The organism is Enterococcus sp. E5-37, assembly GCF_035726925.1.
Taxonomy (GTDB): Bacteria; Bacillota; Bacilli; order Lactobacillales; family Enterococcaceae; genus Enterococcus_B; species Enterococcus_B faecium.
Genome location: NZ_JAPMLG010000014.1, coordinates 1 through 18,823, shown reverse-complemented (window position 1 = coordinate 18,823; position 18,823 = coordinate 1). Strand labels below are relative to the sequence as shown.

Here is an 18,823-nt window from a genome sequence, read left to right as displayed (position 1 = left end):
TATGGAAAAAGTATTAGTGATCGTCGGTCCGACAGCAGTCGGTAAAACAGCGCTAAGTGTGGAACTCGCACAACTATTTGGAGGAGAGATCATCAGCGGTGATTCATTGCAAATCTATAAAAATCTGGATATCGGTACAGCAAAAATCAAAGAAGAAGAGATGAATAATGTTCCGCATCATTTGATTGATGTGATCGAACCTACTCAACGTTACTCAGCCGCTGATTTTCAGCATTCAGGTCGACAATTGATTACCGAGATTGCGAACCGAGAGCATCTACCTATCATCGCTGGTGGCACGGGTCTGTATATCCAATCCCTTCTATACGATTACCAGTTAGGGGCGACAGAAGAAGCGAATCCTGAGATTAGAAAAAAATACGAAACGTTAGCTGAAACAATTGGTTCCCAAGCATTATGGAATCAGTTGAAAGAAAAAGACCCGGCAGCTGCTGAGAAAATCCACTGGAACAATCAACGAAAGGTGATAAGAGCTCTGGAAGTTTTAGAGACGACAGGACATAGTATCACGGCACCTAAAGAAGAGCCAAAGCAATTGTATGATTACCTCATGATTGGATTAGATACGAAGCGTAGTATTCTTTATGAACGAATCAATCAAAGAGTCGATTTGATGCTAGCAGAAGGTTTAGTAGCAGAAGCGCGTAAGGTGTATGAGCTTGGAGAAGTCCAGGCCAGTCAAGGTATTGGATATAAAGAATTTTTCCCTTATTTTGAAGGGAAAGAAACATTGGAAGAAGCAACAGAACAAGTCAAACTACATTCGAGAAGATACGCGAAACGTCAGTTGACGTGGTTTCGTAACCGTTTGGATGCACAGTGGTTTGATCTTATAAGTGAGCCAAATCAAAAAAGTCAGATTGAGCAAACAATCAAAAAATGGCTGGAGGCGGAATAAAATGGAAGAAAAAGTGATCATCGTAGGGGTAGAAACCGAAGCAAACCAGCGTTACTTTTCAGAGTCAATGGAAGAGCTAGTTCAGCTGACGAATACCGCATCAGGAGAAGTCGTATTCACAATTACACAAAAGAGACCACAAGTGGATCGGCAAACGATTATCGGTAAAGGGAAATTACAAGAATTAGTTCAACAAGCGGATGCGCATGAAGCGGATTTGATCATCTTTAATCATGAGCTAACTCCGAGACAGAGCCAACTGATTACCGATGCTGTTGGTCTTCCGGTAATTGATCGCGTGCAGCTGATCTTAGATATTTTTGCGATGCGTGCTCGTTCGAAAGAAGGGAAGCTGCAGGTTGAACTTGCTCAGTTAGAATACCTGCTGCCTCGTTTAGTAGGGCAAGGGAAAACATTATCTCGTCTTGGCGGTGGGATCGGAACAAGAGGGCCAGGTGAAACAAAGTTAGAAACAGACCGCCGACATATACGGAATAAAATTTTTGCTGTTAAGAAAGAATTGAAAGAAGTAGAAGCTCATCGAGAGCGCAATCGCCAAAAAAGAAAAAATAGCGAGATTTTTCAGATTGGACTTATTGGCTACACGAATGCCGGGAAGTCAACTATCTTGAATCTATTGACACAAGCGGATACTTATTCGAAAGATCAATTGTTTGCAACGTTAGATCCATTGACTAAGAGATGGCGTTTTGCTGAAGGATTTGAGATTACTGTAACGGATACCGTCGGGTTCATCCAAGACCTGCCTACGCAACTGATCGATGCTTTCCATTCTACATTAGAAGAAAGTCAAAATATGGATCTTTTGCTACATGTAGTCGATGCTAGTTCTCCAGATCGTATTTTACAGGAGCAGACTGTCTTAAAATTGATGGATGAACTGAATATGAAAGAAATGCCGATACTGACTGTTTACAATAAGGCAGACCAGATCGACCCAGCAATGTTCACGCCTACGCTATTCCCAAATGTATTGATTTCTACTCAGACGAAAGAAGGTAAGATGGCGTTGATCGAAGCAATCAAACGTCAGCTGATGGAACTAATGACCCCTTATACACTTTCTGTGCCAAGCAACGAAGGACAGAAATTAAGCGAGTTGAGAAGACAAACAATGGTTTTGGACGAAGCGTACATGGAAGAAACAAACGAATATGAAGTTAAAGGGTTTGCAAAAACCAATTCAAAATGGTTAAGAAAAAACCAATAAAATTTTGTTTTTTTAACAATAAAAACACTAATAAAGGATAGTACAGTATAATAAAAAAATAAAAGGTATCTGGTACGAAAATCAACTAGATACCTTTTTTGTTTTCTTATTTTTTGTTATTTTATAAAAAAATAGAGATCTCATGTTAGAAAACCTAACATATGAAGTTGACAATATTTTTTTTAATTGGTACACTTTAGCCAACTTATAAAACGAAAGGGGACGTCTGATGGGAGAAAAGGAATTGCGCCGATCTATGTCCGTATTTCCAATTGGTACAGTTATGAAGCTGACTGATTTGTCTGCTCGGCAAATTCGCTATTATGAAGAACAAGATTTAGTTCATCCGGAACGAAGCGAAGGAAACCGACGTATGTATTCGCTGAATGATATTGATATGCTGCTTGAGATTAAAGACTATCTTTCAGATGGATTGAATATGGCTGGGATCAAACGTGTATACGAAATGGCACAGGCGAAAAAACAAGAAGCAAAAAACAAGAAGCCGTTGACAGATCATGACGTTCGACAAATTTTTCGTGATGAGATTTTGGCGCAAGGTGGGTTAAGCAAAACAGGTCATTATCAGTCGCAAGGATTGCAAAGACAATTCTTTGACTGAATAAATTAAAAAAGGAAGAGGGATACCATGGTAAAGAAACAGATAACAGGTGAAGAAATCAAACGAATCATTGAGGAAGAAAACGTACGATTTTTACGATTGATGTTCACAGACATCTTAGGTACGATCAAAAATGTAGAAGTTCCAGTGAGCCAGATCGACAAAGTATTAGAAAACAAAATGATGTTTGACGGTTCTTCGATTGAAGGATTTGTTCGAATTGAAGAAAGCGATATGTATTTGTATCCAGATCTCTCCACTTGGATGATCTTCCCATGGGAAAGTGCTCATGGAAAAGTTGCTCGTTTAATTTGTGATATCTATAATCCGGATGGGACACCATTTGCCGGCGATCCTCGCGGGAATTTGAAACGAGCATTGAAAGATATGCGCGACCTTGGTTTTACCTCTTTCAATTTAGGACCTGAACCAGAATTCTTCTTATTTAAATTAGACGAAGACGGTGGGATCACAACGACCTTGAATGATAAAGGTGGTTATTTTGATTTTGCGCCAACAGATTTAGGTGAAAATTGCCGCCGTGACATCGTGTTGGAATTAGAAAGTCTAGGCTTTGAAGTGGAAGCTTCACATCATGAAGTAGCGCCAGGACAGCATGAAATTGACTTTAAATATGCAGATGTGGTAGATGCTTGTGATAATATCCAAACCTTCAAGCTCGTTGTCAAAACGATTGCACGCAAGCATGGACTTCACGCGACTTTCATGCCGAAACCGTTATTTGGGATCAATGGTTCTGGTATGCATTGCAATATGTCTTTGTTCAATGATGAAGGAAATGTTTTCTATGATAAAGACGGTGAATTGGAACTAAGTGAAACAGCTTATCATTTCTTAGGTGGTTTGCTGAAACATGCTCGTGCCTACACAGCCGTTTGCAATCCAACAGTCAATTCTTATAAACGTCTCGTTCCAGGTTATGAAGCGCCTGTTTATGTCGCATGGAGTGGCCGTAATCGTTCGCCATTAGTACGTGTACCAGAATCTCGCGGTTTATCCACACGTTTGGAATTGCGGTCAGTTGATCCATCTGCAAACCCATACTTGGCAATGGCAGTATTGTTGCAAGCAGGACTAGACGGTATCCGTAATCAGATCACACCGCCAGCAGCTGTTGACCGTAACATTTATGTAATGGATGAGGAAGAAAGAGAAGCTGCACATATCCAGGACTTACCTTCAACTATCCATAATGCTATCAAAGAATTGCGTAAGGATAATGTAATGATTGACGCATTAGGACAACATATCTTCTCAAATTTTGTTGAAGCAAAACGTCTCGAATGGGCGGCATTCAGACAAACTGTTTCCGAGTGGGAAAGAGAACAATATCTAGAACTTTATTAAAACAGGAATAACGTGAATTAGAGGCTGTGAAATCAGCGTTTTGACCTGAGTATTAGAGAAACAAACGGCAAAATAGTTCCTCATATTTTGCCGTTTTTTGAGCTAATACCGAGGGTCAGCTGATTGAACACCGTTTAGTGGAGAGGTTGTGAAAAAGCTGCCCTACAACAAGTAATAAGAATAGCCAAGCAAAAACAGCTTTTCTTATTTTTGAATTGGCTGAACTTATTACCGCAGATGCAAGCTTTTGAACACCGTTTACCAAGAGGTTTTGAAAAAGACGTTTAGTTTCGAGTATTAAGAAAAATTTTGTGAAAATGGCTTTCTACATTTTTGCATAAATTTGGCTTAATACCGAGAAACTGGCTTTTGAACACCGTTTATCAAGAGGTCGTAAGCCTGTCGTTTAACTCTGAGTCACAAGGAGCAATTTCAAAAACAGCGTCTCATGTTTGATGGATATTGTGACTTGTGACCGAGGAGTTGGCAGGAGAACACCGTTTATTTAGAAATAAGGAGGCACGACTTTTGTCGCATCTCCTTATTTTTTTATCTATTGTTTCACTTAAAATTTTTCAGTAACGATTTTCTGATTTGCTTAGGTTTAACGTTAGCTATGTTTATATCAAGCTTATTATGTGGGTTAAATTTTTTTTGCACTCATAAAGGACTTAAGAAATAATTTCTCAAAGGATATCGAAAAAGAAAAAATTGTAAGCGGATAGTATTCATTTGAGTACTTGACTTTCCCTTAGTCAGCTTGTATTATACACCTTGGGCACCCTTTTAGAGGGTCAGAAGTTTACAGAAATTTCGGCTCCCTATTCTTATTGAAGAATAGGGAGCTTTGTTTATTTTCTGAGACTTTTCCTGCACATAAATTAAAAAGGAGTTTTTGAACTTATGACAAAATATATTTTTGTGACCGGCGGTGTCGTTTCATCAATCGGAAAAGGGATTGTTGCAGCTTCTTTAGGACGCTTATTGAAAAACCGCGGCTTAAAAGTAACTATCCAAAAATTTGATCCATACATCAACGTGGATCCGGGGACGATGAGCCCATATCAGCACGGAGAAGTATTCGTAACAGATGATGGTGCTGAAACAGATTTGGATCTGGGCCACTACGAACGTTTTATTGACATCAATTTGAACAAATACTCCAACGTGACGACAGGAAAAATCTATTCTGAAGTTTTGCGTAAAGAACGTAAGGGCGAATACTTGGGAGCAACTGTTCAAGTTATTCCTCATATTACAAATGAGATCAAAGAAAAAATCATGCGAGCAGCTAAAATGACTGATTCAGATGTGATCATTACAGAAGTAGGGGGAACAGTAGGGGATATAGAATCTTTGCCATTCCTTGAAGCACTTCGTCAAATGAAAGCAGATGTCGGTACAGATAATGTTATGTATATCCATACAACATTGATTCCTTACTTGAAAGCTGCTGGAGAAATGAAAACTAAACCAACGCAGCACAGTGTAAAAGAGCTACGTGGTTTAGGTATCCAACCGAATATTTTGGTGGTACGTACAGAGCAACCTGTTTCTCAAAGCGTGAAAAATAAATTGGCACAATTTTGTGATGTCGAACCAGAAGCAGTTATCGAGTCGCCAGATGTAGATACACTTTACTCCATCCCATTAGTTTTACAAGCACAAGGAATGGATCAAATTGTTTGCGACCATTTAAAACTAGATACACCAGAAGCAGACATGACAGAATGGAAAGAATTAGAAGAACGTGTCTTGAACTTGAAGAAAAAAGTACGGATTGCGCTTGTCGGTAAATATGTCGAGTTACCAGATGCATATATCTCAGTAGTTGAAGCATTGAAACATTCTGGTTTCGCCTATAATTCAGACATCGAGATCGATTGGATCAAAGCACAAGAATTAACGAGAGAAAATATAGAAGAACGTTTGAAAGACGCAGATGGAATCTTGGTTCCTGGTGGATTTGGTGATCGCGGAGTAGAAGGGAAAATCGAAGCGATTCGTTATGCTCGCGAAAATGACGTTCCGTTTTTAGGTATTTGTCTTGGTATGCAGATGGCTTGTGTCGAATTTGCACGTAACGTCGTTGGATTAGAAGATGCGTCATCAGCTGAAACGAATCCAGATACAGCAAACAATATTATTGATTTAATGGCTGATCAGGAAAACATCGAGAATTTGGGTGGAACTTTACGCCTTGGATTATACCCATGTAAAATCAAAAAAGGAACGAAGACGGCTGAAGCATATGATGGAGCCGATGTTGTGCAAGAACGTCACCGTCACCGCTATGAGTTCAACAACAAATATCGTCAATTGTTTGAAGAACAAGGGCTAGTCTTTTCAGGTGTCTCACCAGATAACCGTTTAGTAGAAATCGTAGAGCTGCCAGAGAAAAAATTCTTTGTGGGATGCCAATTCCACCCAGAATTGATTTCTCGTCCAAATCGCCCGCAAAAATTAATCAAAGCATTTGTCGAAGCATCATTAGCAGATCACGAAACAAAATAATTTTTGAACTTGATAGAAAGAGAAAAGTAGCAAGAGAAGGGGATAAGCAATTTTCTTGTCACTTTTCTCTTTTTCTGATTTGTTATTATTTGTAGGAAAAAAGATAGAAAGCAAAAGACTTTTTTCGATTAAAGCGCTATTGGATATTTTATTTTTTGCAAAAAACTTCTTGAAAATTTTCATTTTCATTGATTTTAGTAGAAAACTACCGAAATGTTTGGTAAAATAGGGTCGTTGGTTAAGAATTGTCTTAACAAATTTAGTTTTACAAAACTTAGGAGGAATTTTATTATGCCAGTAGTATCAGGAGCTGAATTTTTAAAAGCTGCTCGTAAAGGCGGTTACGCTGTCGGCGGATTCAACACAAACAACTTGGAATGGACTCAAGCAATCCTTGAAGCGGCTGAAGCAAAACAAGCACCAGTACTTATCCAAACATCAATGGGTGCAGCTAAATACATGGGTGGTTACAAAATCTGTAAAGATTTAATCACTGATTTAGTTGAAGCAATGAACATCACTGTTCCAGTTGCTATCCACTTAGACCATGGTGATTACGAAGCTGCTTTGGAATGTATCGAATTAGGCTATACTTCAGTAATGTTCGATGGTTCACATCTACCATTTGAAGAAAACTTGAAATTAGCTAAAGACGTTGTTGAAAAAGCACATGCAAAAGGTATCTCAGTTGAATGTGAAGTTGGTTCAATCGGCGGAGAAGAAGACGGAATCATCGGTAACGGCGAATTAGCTGATATTGAAGAATGCAAACAAATGGTTGCTACAGGTATCGACTACTTAGCTTGCGGTATCGGTAACATCCATGGTCAATATCCAGAAAACTGGAAAGGATTAGCTTTTGACCACTTACAAGCAATTGCTGATGCTGTAGGTCCAGACATGCCTTTAGTATTACATGGCGGATCAGGTATTCCTCAAGATCAAATCGAAAAAGCTATCTCAATGGGTATCTCAAAAGTAAATGTTAACACTGAATTCCAATTATCATTTGCTGCAGCTACTCGTAAATATATCGAAGCTGGTAAAGATAAAGAAGGTAAAGGATTCGACCCTCGTAAATTATTAGCTCCAGGTAAAGCAGCAATCGTTGAAGATGCTAAATCTCATATCGACTGGTTCGGTTCAGCTAACAAAGCGTAAGCATCCACATAACAGATACGATATATAGGAATGGAGAACGACTTTTGAAGTCGTTCTCCATTCTTTTTTACTTAAAACGGCAGACCATGCTCGTTTCTTTTTTTTATCTATGATAAAATACAAGCATATCCATGAAAAAAGATTAATAAACAAGGTGGAAACAGATGAAAAAAATCGTAATCAAAGGAAACCGACCTTTAGCTGGTGAAGTAACGATCAGCGGTGCAAAAAATAGTGCAGTCGCATTGATTCCAGCTGCAATCTTAGCTGATTCCCCAGTGATCTTGGAAGGTGTGCCGGACATACAAGATGTTCAGTCATTAATTGAAATTTTAGAGATCATGGGCGCAACTGTCCATTTTTCCAACAACATACTAGAAATCGATCCTCGAGAAATCGTATCGATTCCGATGCCACACGGAAAAATCAATAGTTTGCGTGCTTCTTATTATTTTATGGGAACACTGCTTGGTAAATTTGGCGAAGCGGTAGTAGGCCTGCCAGGTGGCTGTTATTTAGGCCCTAGACCGATTGATCTACACGTCAAAGGATTTGAAGCTCTAGGTGCTGAAGTGACAAATGAACATGGTGCCATGTATTTACGGACAGAAAATAAAGGATTGCGTGGCAATCGGATTTTCATGGACGTGGTTTCAGTCGGAGCAACGATCAATGTGATGTTAGCTGCTGTAAAAGCAAAAGGACAGACAGTAATTGAAAACGCTGCACGAGAACCGGAAATCATAGATGTGGCAACTTTACTGAATAATATGGGGGCAAAAGTTCGAGGAGCGGGTACAGATGTGATCCGTATCGAAGGAGTCGAAACATTACATGGCTGTCGGCATTTCATGATTCCTGACCGCATCGAAGCAGGAACCTATCTAGCATTAGCAGCTGCAGTAGGAAATGGTATCAAAGTGAAAAATGTGATCTTTGAACATTTGGAAAGCTTTATAGCAAAATTGCAGGAAATTGGTGTCCATATGAAAATCAGCGAAGATGAAATCGAAGTTTACCCCTCGAAAGAATTAAAACCCGCAAACATCATGACCTATCCTTATCCAGGATTTGCCACAGATCTGCAGCAGCCACTTACTGCGTTACTATTGATGACTACAGGCACTTCAGAAATCATCGATACGATCTATGCGAAACGTGTGAATCATGTGCCGGAACTAGCACGAATGGGCGCTGATATTACCGTGGAAGGAAATATGATCATCGTGAATGGTCCAAATAAACTTCACGGCACAGAAGTCGTGGCTTCTGATCTTCGGGCAGGTGCTTGTTTAGTGATTGCTGGACTATTGGCAGAAGGGACAACGACGATTTACAATGTAGATTATATCTTACGCGGTTATGATCATATTATCGAGAAACTAACAGCCTTAGGGGCATCAATTGAAATGATAGAGGAAGTGGGAGCTGAATGAGCGATTATTTGACAATGGCAGAATTAGAGAACAAAACGTTAAAAGAAGTTTATAGTTATGCCAAAGAATTTAAAATTCCTTATTACAGTAAGATGAACAAAAAGGAATTATCTCTAGCTGTGATTCGTGCACAAGCAGAGAAACAAGGATTTTATTATATGGAAGGAATATTGGATATCGTTGGTCAAGATGGTTACGGTTTTTTACGGCCAATCAATTATGGACCAAGTGCAGAAGATATCTATATTTCTGCCTCACAAATCAGACGATTCAGTTTGAGAAATGGGGACAAAGTGGCAGGAAAAGCCCGTCCACCTAAAGAATCGGAACGTTATTATGGTTTGATGCACGTGGAAAGCGTTAATGGAAAAGATCCGGAAGAAGCAAAAGAACGTCCGCATTTTCCAGCCTTAACACCTCTTTATCCGCAAAGACAGCTTCAACTGGAAACAACACCGCAAAGACTATCTACCCGAATGATCGATATCTTTTCTCCAATCGGTTTTGGTCAGCGTGGATTGATCGTCGCACCGCCAAAAGCAGGGAAAACTTCTGTATTAAAAGAAATCGCAAATGGTATCACCGAAAACTATCCGGAAGTAGAATTAATCGTTCTACTGATTGATGAACGACCGGAAGAAGTAACGGATCTAGAACGAAGCGTGAAAGGCGACGTGGTATCTTCTACATTTGATCTACAACCGCAAAACCATACTCGAGTTTCTGAATTAGTATTGGAGCGTGCTATGCGTTTAGTCGAAGATAAACGAGATGTCGTTATCTTGATGGATAGCATTACTAGACTTGCTCGAGCTTATAACTTAGTTGTTCCACCAAGCGGACGTACATTGAGTGGCGGGATTGACCCAGCCGCATTGTATAAACCTAAGAAATTTTTCGGGGCAGCAAGAAACATCGAAGAAGGTGGCAGTTTGACGATTTTAGCGACCGCTTTAGTCGATACAGGAAGCCGTATGGATGACGTGATCTATGAAGAATTCAAGGGAACTGGAAATCTAGAATTACAACTTTCACGCGAGTTATCCGAGCGTCGGATCTTCCCAGCCATCGATATCAAAAAATCAGGTACCCGAAAAGAAGAATTATTGATGCCAAGTGAAGAATTAGAAGAAATTTGGAAACTTCGAAAAAATATGACTGGAGATTCATTAGAATATACGGAACAACTGATCCGCTTTTTGCGTAAAACAAAAAACAATCAGCAATTTTTCAAAGAATTTCAAGATGTCTCCTTTGGTAAAAAAAATCCGACCAGAAATCTGAAAAGATAATTGCAACCTTGACTGAAACATGTTAAGATGTTAATGTTGTAAATCGACAAATCAACTCTGGTTCAGCAAATGGAGCAGGGCAAAGGAGCGAAAAAATCATGAAAGAAAACATCCATCCAGATTACCACCCAGTAGTATTCATGGATTCAACAACTGGTTTCAAATTCTTGTCAGGTTCAACAAAAACTTCACAAGAAACAGTTGAATGGGAAGACGGTAATACATACCCAGTCATCCGTGTCGAAGTAACTTCTGACTCACATCCATTCTACACTGGACGTCAAAAATTCACACAAGCAGACGGACGTGTGGACCGTTTCAACAAAAAATACGGTCTCAAAGACGCAAACGCTGCGGAATAATAAAACGCTGATAACTCAACGTTTAGCAGACTATCTGATAGGGATAGTCTGTTTTTTTATGTTTTTTGCCAATTTAAAACTTCGTTTGATGCTGAAAAAGTCGTAGGATCATAATGCACAAAACAATGAAAAAAATAGTATATAGCTTTGACTATCGACATGATAAAGACACCTTTTATTAACGAAATGAAAGAAGGTTATTTCGAAGTAAAAAACCATTTACCTAAAATTAGAAGCTAAGCTTTCCTTTCAAGGAAGGCTTTTTGTTTTGTTATAGACTTGCGATTGTTTGTGAGCTAGATCGTTCATTTTAATGACTTATACACGCGGATGATGGGTCTTTTTCCTCTGTTCATTCATAATATTGAACGGTACAGCTAGCGATGCTATACTGACCTCAGTTCCAAGAAAACGTTAACATTTTTTGTGGGGGAGAGGTTTTTTATGAGGTTTGATCAATTGATCGCAGAAGAACTGATTGTTTTCGATCCATCGATAGATTCAAAAGGATCATTATTTGAGCGAATAGGGGATGTGTTAAAAAAAACAAATAAGGTAAGAAATGTTCAAAAAGTCGTTAAGGCACTATTCAAACGAGAGGAGGAGATCTCCACAGGAATAGAAGATGGATTTGGGATTCCCCATGCAAAAAGCAAATATGTGACAAAACCAGCACTGTGTTTTTTTCATACAGCCAAATTAACGGACTATAGCGGGATAGATGAAATGCCAATTGAATATATTTTTGCCATCGTAGTTCCTGAAAAATCAGCAGATATGCATCTAGAGATTCTCAGCACACTCTCCAGACGATTGATGAATGCAGATTTTAGAAAGGGAATAAAAGAAGCCACTACGCCAGCAGATATCATCAGACAGATTAGTCAAGAATGAAAATAGTAGAGTCTTTGTCCGAGTATCGATAGTGAAGAAAAAGGAGGAAAATAATCATGAAAATCGTTGGTGTAACTGCTTGCCCGACTGGAATTGCTCATACTTATATGTCGGCAGAAAAATTAGAAGTAACAGCAAGAAATCTAAACCATCAAGCAAAATTCGAAACACAAGGTGTAAAAACAGAAAATCAGTTATCTGAACAAGAAATCAAAGAGGCAGATGCAATCATTCTTGCAGTAGATAAAGAAATCGAATTGGACCGATTTGCCGGAAAAAAAGTAAAGCGTGTCTCTACAAGCCGAGCAATCAAAGAACCGCAAGTAGTAATAGACGAAGCATTGAGAGATATTGGCGTATTCGTTGTGTCTAATGAAAAAGAACCAGCTGCAAATGAGAAAAAGCCGACAATCTATAATCATTTCATGAATGGTGTGAATTACATGCTTCCATTTGTGATCGCAGGCGGAATCATCATCGCACTGAGTTTTGCCTTTGGGATTACAGCGGCTGATCCCAACTCAGCAGACTATAATGTGTTAGCAGCTGCATTTTCAAGGATCGGAGGAGATACAGCGTTTGCCATGATGGTTCCTGCGTTAGGCGCAGGGATTGCTACATCGATTGCTGGAAAAGCTGGTTTTGCCCCAGGAATTGTTGCCGGATTAATGGCATCTACAGGTGGTTCAGGTTTTCTTGGCGGTATGATTGGTGGCGTGCTAGCAGGGTATATCTGTGATTTTCTGGCAAATAAAATCAGCGTAAAAAAAGAATTTTCTGCTATTTATCAGCTGATTGTCGTCCCCCTTTTATCGATCTTAATTATTGGGCTTTTGATGGTATTTGTGATTGAACAACCGATCACATGGGTGTTGGATGCTTTGACAAATTGGCTGAATAGCTTGGGAAATACATCCGGGTTATTGTTCGGATTACTTATCGGGATCATGATGGCAGCTGATATGGGTGGGCCGATCAATAAATCGATTTCGACTTTCTCGATCGGTTTGATGTCAGCTGGAGTAAATGCACCGATTGCTGCTTGTATGGCTGCAGGAATGACACCTCCCCTAGGTATTGCTTTAGCCACTTTATTATTCAAACATAAATTTACCAAAGAAGAACGGACTTCAGGTCAATCATGCTGGATTTTAGGCGCTTCGTATATTACAGAAGGTGCTATACCGTTTGCGGTATCTGACCCGATCCGCGTGATACCTAGTTTGATGACAGGTTCAGCAGTCGCTGCAGGGATTTCCATGGCAGCAGGAGTTACTTCAATGGCACCTCATGGAGGGATTTGGGTGATGCTAATTCCAAATGTTATGAACAATTTACCTATGTATGTCTTGGCAATTGCATCAGGTACAGTCACTACAGCCTTTATGCTTGGACTATTGAAAAAAACAGTGAAAGAGAAAAAACAAGACAAGTGGACGAAAAATGAAAATCTAACAAATGAGGTGGAAGCGTAATGTTATATACAATGAAAGAGTTATTGAAAGTGGCTAAAGAGAATGAATTTGCAGTACCAGCCTTCAATATTTGCAGCTATGATATGATGAAAGCAATCATCGAAGAAGCAGAGAGATTAGAAGCACCAGTAATCTTAGAAATTCATCCTGATGAAATCGCCTATTTAAGTGATGAGTTTGTTGCGGCAGTAAGAGCCTATGCTTATACAAGTAAACTGCCGATCGTTATCCACTTGGATCATGGCGGTACGATAGAAGATGTCTTACGGGCGATTCGAAACGGCTATTCTTCCGTGATGATCGATGCGTCTTTGAAATCATTCGACGACAATGTACAGATTACGAAAAAAGTGGTTGCGTTAGCTCATGCGGTAAATGTCTCAGTGGAAGCTGAGCTTGGAACGATTGGGAATAATGGTTCTGCTGAAGGAGGTGCTGAAACAATCATTTATACAGATCCTGATCAAGCGAAGATTTTTGTGAAAGAAACAAGAATCGATACACTTGCTGTAGCAATTGGAACAGCGCATGGCTTGTATCCGAAAAACAGAACTCCAAAATTAAATATCGACTTACTAAAAGAATTGAACCAACAAATCGATCTTCCATTTGTTTTACATGGCGGTTCAGGTAATCCGGACGCAGAAGTCAGCGAAGCTGTAAAATACGGAGTTGCCAAAGTGAATTTGAGCTCAGATCTTAAAAGCGTCTTTTTCAATGCTTTGAGAGAAATATTGAGTGAAAATCCATCGATGTACGAGCCGAATGCAATTTATCCGGCAGCTAATAAAAAGGTACAAGAAGTAGTCAAACATAAAATGGAAATTTTGAACACAGTAGGCAAGGCTAGCTTATACTAAAAATAAAAATGTATGATCAAGAGGGTATGACAATAGTCTTGTCATACCCTCTTAACCACACACGATGTTCAGAAGTAGTTTTTTCGAAAAATTTCTTCTTATTTCTCGAAGCCAATCACTTCTGTCACAACCTCTTTTTTCCTGTTACTATATAAAGTAAATGGGGTGATTTTATGTTGAATGAAGTGGAGAATAGACAGCAGGAGATTGTGAATTATCTAAAAAACAACCAATTTGCAAGAGTCACCGATTTGATCGAGTTAGTAAATTATAGCGAAGCCACGATTAAACGTGACCTTGTTTGTCTGGAAAAAAGTGGATTGATCCGTAGAGTTCGCGGTGGCGCCATGCTTGTTGACAATCGAAAAATTGACGTGCCTTACCTGATGAAGATCACCAAATTAGAAGAAGAAACAGAAAAACGTAAGATTGCAGATACAGCTTCTTCTTTGATTCGAGATGATATGGTCTTATTCTTGGATTCCAGTACAACCTCTTTACACTTAGTCAGAAACCTAGCAAGATTTGATGGTTTGCAGATCATTACGAATGGCATCGTCACAGCTGCTATGTTGAGTGAATACACAACGGCAAAAGTATCTGTATTGGGAGGGGCAATTGTTCCGAAACGAGCAACAATCAACGGTTCAAAAGCCTATAACGATGCATTGTCATATTATGCGGATTTAGCGATAATGAGTTGTCGCGGGCTAGATTTCAGCCAAGGAGTAACAGAAACTCATGAAGGAGAGGCAATGGTCAAAAAAGCTTTTAGAAAACAATCAGACCGGCTTGCCGTTTTAGTTACACAGCAAAAAATTGCACATAAATTCATGCATCAAGCCATTGCTTTTCATGAAATCGATTATCTGGTGACAAGTAACGAACTGGCAAAAGAACAGTATGCGAAAGTAAAGGAACACCATATCGAATGTCTGTATGGATAAATTATTACGTGAATATTCTAAGGTGTTTTCCCATTTTTTCGTTTTCTTAGATAGGACCTTATCTTTGCTCGCTTCTCTTAGCCGATGGTATAATAATGAAAAGGTTATCTTGTTAGATAATCTTACTTTTTTATCCAGGAGAAAGGAGTGCAGAAAATGAAACATGTGAAGGCGTTGGTAGTGAAGGCAATCATGATCTGGGCGATTCTGTGGGTCGTGCTGACAGGTTTATACGGTGTTAGCTTTATGGATTCAACGATTGTTGGGGTAATTATTGTAGTCATGATCTATGTGCTAGGGGATCTGGTGATCTTACGTAAAGTAGGGAACATCGCAGCGACGATCGCAGATGCTGGTTCAGCTGCAGTTATCTTGTGGCTCTATCTATATTTTATGAATGATACAGTCGATATTTGGATGAAAGTATTGATTCCTGCTCTATTGATCGGTGTGGCAGAATGGTTCTTCCACAAGTGGTTGCTAAGTCAAGGCATCGTACCAGATGAACGGAAAATGGAATAAATCAACAGTTAAACTATTCTTATCGATAAATGAAAGCTTTAAAAATAAATAGATGTTTAATTAAGAATAATCATAAACTATTTTTACTCAAAAAACCGCTCAGATCATTTTCAGATCTGAACGGTTTTTTTTATCTATTCATCAAGATCAAATTTCATTTTTCAATGATTCAATCAATTCGCCCTCTGCTTCATGACTATGTTTTCGGCCATTAACAAGATAGAGTGCTGTACATATCAATGGAATGACTCCGGCAATCACATACAATCCTCTAAATGAAGTAAGAGATTTTAGCATCCCCATCAAATAAGGACCAACGCCTAAGCCTAGGTCTAAACCAATAAAGTAGGTAGATAAAGCAATACTGATTCGATGTTCGCGGACGATTTTTAAACAAACAGCCTGTCCATTTGACATAAACGTACCATAACCTAGGCCGACTAATGCTCCAGAGATAAGCAATGTCACACTATTCGTCGTTACACTCAGTAAAAATAATCCTGCTGTTAAGAATAAATAGCTAGGATACATCACGTATTGTTCTCCTTTGACATCGAAAATCCTTCCAGTCAATGGACGTGTAAATGTGATGACCAAAGCATATACGACGAAGAAAAAGGACCCAGCAGCAACTAAGTGGATTACTTTTGTATAAGAAGATAAAAATGATAAAACACTTGAATAAGAAAGACCCATCAAAAAGGCGATTCCTGTAATGAAAAGTGCTTTCTTTTCAATAAAACTATTGATATTCCATGAGCGAAGAGATATTTTTTGTTCTTCAGATAATGGAATATTTTTTACAGGAAAGACAAGGCAGGCAATCGTAACAAAGAAGACCAGTACAATTGAAAACCAGATAATGAAACGAAAATCAGTCATGTTCAGCAAAATCATTCCTAAAAATGGCCCAACAGCGGCAGCTAAACTAGTACTTAATCCATAATAATTGATGCCTTCCCCTTTTTTAGATGCAGGGATATATGCAGTAACGATAGCATTTGTAGCTGTAGAAACTGTACCGTAGCCGAATCCATTCAAGAATCGAACTAAATACAATGCCCCGATAGTTGGCGTATAAAGATATGCTAATGTTGAAAGGAGATAGAAGATCGCGCCGCCTCTTAAGGTAAACTTCCGACCAAATAGTTCTAACTGTTTCCCCATGAATAAGCGTGCCAGCAATGTTCCGATGATATAGATCCCAGAAGCAAAACCTGCTTGGCTCAAGCTGGCGTGTAAGGTGTCTTGCGCAATGACTGCCATGATGACCATCAACAGATAATAAATCAGGTAGACAATAAAATTGATCAATGTGATTCCAATAAAATATTTATTAAATAATTTCTTTTCCATGTATGTTATACATTCCCCTTAAGCTGAATATGCTTTTAATTTTTGTATTTGAACTTCTACATCGTGATAATTGGATGGATAGCGATCAACAAGTTGGCGAATAAATAAATCTCTTGTAGACATAAACAGATTTAAAAATTCTTCGCATTCGTTTGTTGGATTCTCATCCACTGCTTTGATCAATTCGATCGAGTTTTGATACGCATCATTTAAAAAGACTAAAGAAGCTTTCATATCAAATCTTGTTTGATATGCTGTTTCTAATCGATTAATGATTGTGTTCATCCAGTAATTCATGTTTTTTCCCTCTATTCTTAAAAAATTTTACTTCTGCAGTATAACGAATAAAAAAAAGGAAAAAAATCGCATAAGTGATGGAAAAAGGTACTTAACAAATGTTAATATCATTAGTAAAATACCTTTGGACTTTAAAAAGTTTTAAAGTACTGTATGATCTTTTTAGATGAAAGTTTGGATGGGGGAGCATCATTGGATAGTAGAGTCTTAAAGGAATATTTGGATAAAAATGATTTTCCGATTATACGCAAAGGATATCATAAATATTTGACATTCGAAGGGATGGAAGATTCCCATACGTATATCTTGAAAGAGGGAACGGTAAAAGCAAGTGTTATTTCAAATGATGGGAGAGAATTTAACCTTCGCTATATCAAAGATCTTGAAATCGTCTCTCTTTTAAAAGACGAATATTCACAATTCATCGATTCGCCGTATAATATTCGAGTTGAATCAGAATATGCAGAGTTTTATCGAATCAATCGTGTGCGCTTTTGGCAAAATATCAACCAAGACCCAAAGCTACAACACTATGTAAAAGAGTACTACCGCTATCGTCTGCTTTATTCGATGAAAAAAATGCAGCAAATGCTATTAAACGGAAAGCTGGGAGCTGTTTGTACGCAACTTTACGAATTATATGATTTATTCGGTGTGCGGACAGAAGAAGGGATGCTGATCGATTTTTCGATCACGAATGAAGAAATCGCCAAATTTTGTGGCATCTCAACTGCTAGCAGTGTGAACAGAATTTTAAAGCAGTTGAAAAAAGATGGTATTATCACAGTGAAAGATCATCATATCGTTATTTTGAATATGGACTTGTTAGAAGACAATATTATCTTTTGATGAACAAAGAGGTTGTGAAATCAGCGTTTTGACCTGAGTATTAGAGAAACAAACGGAAAAATAGTTCCTCATATTTTGCCGTTTTTTGAGCTAATACTGAGGGTCAGCTGATTGAACACCGTTTACCAAGAGGTTGTGAGCCTGCCGTTTAACTCTGAGTCACAAGGAACAATTTCAAAAAACAGCTTTTCATGTTTGATGAATATTGTGACTTGTGACCGAGGAGTTGGTAGGAGAACACCGTTTAAGGAAGAGGTTGTGAAAAAGCTGTTCTGCATCAAGTAATAAGAAGAGCCAAGTAAAAACAGTCTCTTATGTTTTTAACTTGGCTGGACTTATCACCGTAGATGTAAGCTTTTGAACGCCGTTTATTTGCAACAAAAGGGGCTGTGACACTGTAGTGACCCCCAAAAGTTAGACTTTTTTGGAGTGGAGAAATCCACTCCTTTTTTCATGCTCTAAAATGATATTTTTACACAACCGTTGCGGTTGTTTTACGAAATTGGACGGGACTTTGCCAGTTTAATTTCTGTTTTATCCGTTCATTATTGTAGTAATAGATATAGCTATCGATGGCTGATTTTAATTCCTCGAAACAGTTATAAACTTTCCCGTGAAAAATCTCTTGTTTTAATAAGCCAAAAAAATTCTCCATAAGTGAATTATCTAAGCAGTTCCCTTTCCGAGACATGCTTTGAAAGATTTTGTACTCCTTCAA

Annotated in this window: 19 protein-coding genes; 15 read left to right on the top strand and 4 right to left on the bottom strand. The window is 38.6% G+C overall.

Going from position 1 to position 18,823, the window contains the following annotated elements:
• Position 1 precedes the first annotated feature (1 nt).
• The 5 genes from miaA (at position 2) to OS138_RS10920 (ending at position 6,654) form a co-directional block, all read left to right on the top strand.
• Entirely contained in the window at positions 2–919 is a 918-nt protein-coding gene (gene miaA, locus OS138_RS10940; protein WP_002339593.1) for a tRNA (adenosine(37)-N6)-dimethylallyltransferase MiaA, read from the top strand.
• Between the two features lies 1 nt (position 920).
• Complete coding sequence (gene hflX, locus OS138_RS10935) at positions 921–2,150, top strand: GTPase HflX (RefSeq protein ID WP_002289406.1); 1,230 nt, start codon at positions 921–923, stop codon at positions 2,148–2,150.
• A 229-nt stretch (positions 2,151–2,379) separates the two neighbouring features.
• Entirely contained in the window at positions 2,380–2,772 is a 393-nt protein-coding gene (locus OS138_RS10930; RefSeq protein WP_002299672.1) for a MerR family transcriptional regulator, read from the top strand.
• Positions 2,773–2,799: 27 nt separating this feature from the next.
• Positions 2,800–4,140, top strand: coding sequence for a type I glutamate--ammonia ligase (gene glnA / locus OS138_RS10925; protein WP_002287001.1), 1,341 nt, complete (start codon positions 2,800–2,802; stop codon positions 4,138–4,140).
• A 903-nt stretch (positions 4,141–5,043) separates the two neighbouring features.
• On the top strand, positions 5,044–6,654 hold the full coding sequence (locus tag OS138_RS10920) for a CTP synthase (protein ID WP_087626481.1): 1,611 nt from the start codon (positions 5,044–5,046) through the stop codon (positions 6,652–6,654).
• On the opposite strand, the gene OS138_RS10915 is transcribed toward OS138_RS10920, so the two are convergent.
• The gene (locus OS138_RS10915) at positions 6,631–6,843 is read right to left on the bottom strand and encodes a hypothetical protein (RefSeq protein ID WP_002294058.1); all 213 of its coding nucleotides are present in this window, start codon (positions 6,841–6,843) and stop codon (positions 6,631–6,633) included. The genes OS138_RS10920 and OS138_RS10915 overlap by 24 nt on opposite strands.
• 102 nt (positions 6,844–6,945) lie before the next feature.
• Between OS138_RS10915 and OS138_RS10910 the strand changes: the two genes are divergently transcribed.
• The 9 genes from OS138_RS10910 (at position 6,946) to OS138_RS10870 (ending at position 15,603) form a co-directional block, all read left to right on the top strand.
• Positions 6,946–7,815 carry a class II fructose-bisphosphate aldolase gene (locus OS138_RS10910; RefSeq protein ID WP_002294057.1) on the top strand — a complete coding sequence of 290 codons (870 nt, stop codon included), beginning with the start codon at positions 6,946–6,948 and terminating at the stop codon, positions 7,813–7,815.
• 164 nt (positions 7,816–7,979) lie between these two features.
• On the top strand, positions 7,980–9,251 hold the full coding sequence (locus OS138_RS10905) for a UDP-N-acetylglucosamine 1-carboxyvinyltransferase (RefSeq protein WP_142652377.1): 1,272 nt from the start codon (positions 7,980–7,982) through the stop codon (positions 9,249–9,251).
• A complete protein-coding gene (rho, locus tag OS138_RS10900) occupies positions 9,248–10,543 on the top strand; it encodes a transcription termination factor Rho (RefSeq protein WP_002290332.1) in 1,296 nt (431 codons plus the stop codon). Before OS138_RS10905 ends, rho begins: the two co-directional genes overlap by 4 nt.
• 98 nt (positions 10,544–10,641) lie before the next feature.
• Entirely contained in the window at positions 10,642–10,905 is a 264-nt protein-coding gene (locus tag OS138_RS10895) for a type B 50S ribosomal protein L31 (protein WP_002290330.1), read from the top strand.
• A gap of 444 nt (positions 10,906–11,349) precedes the next feature.
• Entirely contained in the window at positions 11,350–11,799 is a 450-nt protein-coding gene (locus OS138_RS10890) for a PTS sugar transporter subunit IIA (protein ID WP_002296225.1), read from the top strand.
• Between the two features lie 56 nt (positions 11,800–11,855).
• The gene (locus OS138_RS10885) at positions 11,856–13,274 is read left to right on the top strand and encodes a PTS fructose transporter subunit IIC (RefSeq protein WP_325070114.1); all 1,419 of its coding nucleotides are present in this window, start codon (positions 11,856–11,858) and stop codon (positions 13,272–13,274) included.
• The gene (locus OS138_RS10880; RefSeq protein WP_087626484.1) at positions 13,274–14,134 is read left to right on the top strand and encodes a ketose-bisphosphate aldolase; all 861 of its coding nucleotides are present in this window, start codon (positions 13,274–13,276) and stop codon (positions 14,132–14,134) included. The genes OS138_RS10885 and OS138_RS10880 overlap by 1 nt, the downstream gene beginning before the upstream one ends.
• A gap of 173 nt (positions 14,135–14,307) precedes the next feature.
• Complete coding sequence (locus tag OS138_RS10875) at positions 14,308–15,081, top strand: DeoR/GlpR family DNA-binding transcription regulator (protein WP_087626485.1); 774 nt, start codon at positions 14,308–14,310, stop codon at positions 15,079–15,081.
• 156 nt (positions 15,082–15,237) lie between these two features.
• Positions 15,238–15,603 carry a DUF2512 family protein gene (locus tag OS138_RS10870; RefSeq protein WP_087626486.1) on the top strand — a complete coding sequence of 122 codons (366 nt, stop codon included), beginning with the start codon at positions 15,238–15,240 and terminating at the stop codon, positions 15,601–15,603.
• Between the two features lie 147 nt (positions 15,604–15,750).
• Here the strand turns inward: OS138_RS10870 and OS138_RS10865 are convergent, their stop codons facing one another.
• Entirely contained in the window at positions 15,751–16,959 is a 1,209-nt protein-coding gene (locus tag OS138_RS10865; protein ID WP_002294047.1) for an MFS transporter, read from the bottom strand.
• Positions 16,960–16,977: 18 nt separating this feature from the next.
• On the bottom strand, positions 16,978–17,256 hold the full coding sequence (locus OS138_RS10860; RefSeq protein WP_002289230.1) for a hypothetical protein: 279 nt from the start codon (positions 17,254–17,256) through the stop codon (positions 16,978–16,980).
• A gap of 192 nt (positions 17,257–17,448) precedes the next feature.
• Between OS138_RS10860 and OS138_RS10855 the strand changes: the two genes are divergently transcribed.
• Positions 17,449–18,105 (top strand): Crp/Fnr family transcriptional regulator, encoded by a 657-nt coding sequence (locus OS138_RS10855; protein ID WP_002289231.1) that lies wholly within the window; start codon positions 17,449–17,451, stop codon positions 18,103–18,105.
• 472 nt (positions 18,106–18,577) lie between these two features.
• On the opposite strand, the gene OS138_RS10850 is transcribed toward OS138_RS10855, so the two are convergent.
• Positions 18,578–18,823, bottom strand: a 246-nt coding sequence (locus OS138_RS10850) for an IS3 family transposase (RefSeq protein ID WP_143162149.1), incomplete at its 5' end; no start/stop codon positions are given.

Bases quoted from the DNA above. Each gene is read 5' to 3' on its own strand.
- OS138_RS10875 (WP_087626485.1), top strand. From the start codon at position 14,308: ATGTTGAATGAAGTGGAGAATAGACAGCAGGAGATTGTGAATTATCTA.
- glnA (WP_002287001.1), top strand. From the start codon at position 2,800: ATGGTAAAGAAACAGATAACAGGTGAAGAAATCAAACGAATCATTGAG.
- OS138_RS10920 (WP_087626481.1), top strand. From the start codon at position 5,044: ATGACAAAATATATTTTTGTGACCGGCGGTGTCGTTTCATCAATCGGA.
- OS138_RS10905 (WP_142652377.1), top strand. From the start codon at position 7,980: ATGAAAAAAATCGTAATCAAAGGAAACCGACCTTTAGCTGGTGAAGTA.
- OS138_RS10910 (WP_002294057.1), top strand. From the start codon at position 6,946: ATGCCAGTAGTATCAGGAGCTGAATTTTTAAAAGCTGCTCGTAAAGGC.
- miaA (WP_002339593.1), top strand. From the start codon at position 2: ATGGAAAAAGTATTAGTGATCGTCGGTCCGACAGCAGTCGGTAAAACA.
- rho (WP_002290332.1), top strand. From the start codon at position 9,248: ATGAGCGATTATTTGACAATGGCAGAATTAGAGAACAAAACGTTAAAA.
- OS138_RS10930 (WP_002299672.1), top strand. From the start codon at position 2,380: ATGGGAGAAAAGGAATTGCGCCGATCTATGTCCGTATTTCCAATTGGT.
- OS138_RS10890 (WP_002296225.1), top strand. From the start codon at position 11,350: ATGAGGTTTGATCAATTGATCGCAGAAGAACTGATTGTTTTCGATCCA.
- OS138_RS10860 (WP_002289230.1), bottom strand. From the start codon at position 17,256: ATGAATTACTGGATGAACACAATCATTAATCGATTAGAAACAGCATAT.
- OS138_RS10885 (WP_325070114.1), top strand. From the start codon at position 11,856: ATGAAAATCGTTGGTGTAACTGCTTGCCCGACTGGAATTGCTCATACT.
- OS138_RS10895 (WP_002290330.1), top strand. From the start codon at position 10,642: ATGAAAGAAAACATCCATCCAGATTACCACCCAGTAGTATTCATGGAT.
- OS138_RS10865 (WP_002294047.1), bottom strand. From the start codon at position 16,959: ATGGAAAAGAAATTATTTAATAAATATTTTATTGGAATCACATTGATC.
- hflX (WP_002289406.1), top strand. From the start codon at position 921: ATGGAAGAAAAAGTGATCATCGTAGGGGTAGAAACCGAAGCAAACCAG.
- OS138_RS10870 (WP_087626486.1), top strand. From the start codon at position 15,238: ATGAAACATGTGAAGGCGTTGGTAGTGAAGGCAATCATGATCTGGGCG.
- OS138_RS10915 (WP_002294058.1), bottom strand. From the start codon at position 6,843: ATGAAAATGAAAATTTTCAAGAAGTTTTTTGCAAAAAATAAAATATCC.
- OS138_RS10880 (WP_087626484.1), top strand. From the start codon at position 13,274: ATGTTATATACAATGAAAGAGTTATTGAAAGTGGCTAAAGAGAATGAA.